The sequence below is a fragment of the Pseudomonas sp. GD03875 genome, assembly GCF_029840585.1.
In the GTDB taxonomy this organism is placed as follows: domain Bacteria; phylum Pseudomonadota; class Gammaproteobacteria; order Pseudomonadales; family Pseudomonadaceae; genus Aquipseudomonas; species Aquipseudomonas paralcaligenes.
In genome coordinates, this window is record NZ_JAOCCV010000085.1 from 1 (window position 1) to 711 (window position 711).

Here is a 711-nt window from a genome sequence, read left to right on the forward strand (position 1 = left end):
GATCCTGACCCGGTCGAGCCTGGGCGGGGGCTACGAGAACGCCAACGCGCTGCGCTTCGAGGACCGCAAGGGCGAGGAACAGCTGTGGATCCATGCCGAGAAGAACCAGGACATCGAAGTCGAGAACGACGAGACGCACTGGGTAGGCAACGACCGCAGCAAGACCATCGACCGCGACGAGACCAGCCACATCAAGCGTGACCGGACGGAGACGGTGGACCGTGACGAGACGATCACGGTGCACGGCAACCGCAAGGAAGAAGTGGACGGCAACGAGACCATCGACATCCACCAGAACCGTACGGAGACGGTGGATGGCAACGAGAAGGTGACGATCCACAAGAACCGCACGAAGAAGGTGGACAAGAACGAGAGCGATCGTATCGGCAAGAACTGGTCGACGAGAGTCGGCAAGAACAAGACCGAGACCATCGGCATGGCCTACCTGCAGAACGTCGGCCTGGGGCGGATGGAGAACGTCGGGCTGGGATACAGCCTGAACGTGGGCATGATGATGAACACCCTGGTCGGTATGAACAAAAGCAGCCAGATCGGCAAAAAGATGAGCACCTCGGTAGGTACTCAATACATCCTCAATGTAGGAAGTGGGGCAGGTGGTAGCGGGCCTGCAGCAGCGGGCGTACAGCCCATGCACATTGTGGCACCCAGCCAGGGGAGCGAGGCAGCGAGTAGCGGCGGCTCCAGTTTCAC

At 60.3% G+C, this 711-nt stretch carries 1 pseudogene; it reads left to right on the plus strand.

The window, feature by feature from the left end:
* Positions 1 to 711, plus strand: a pseudogene (locus N5D30_RS26075) (hypothetical protein); the annotation flags it as partial.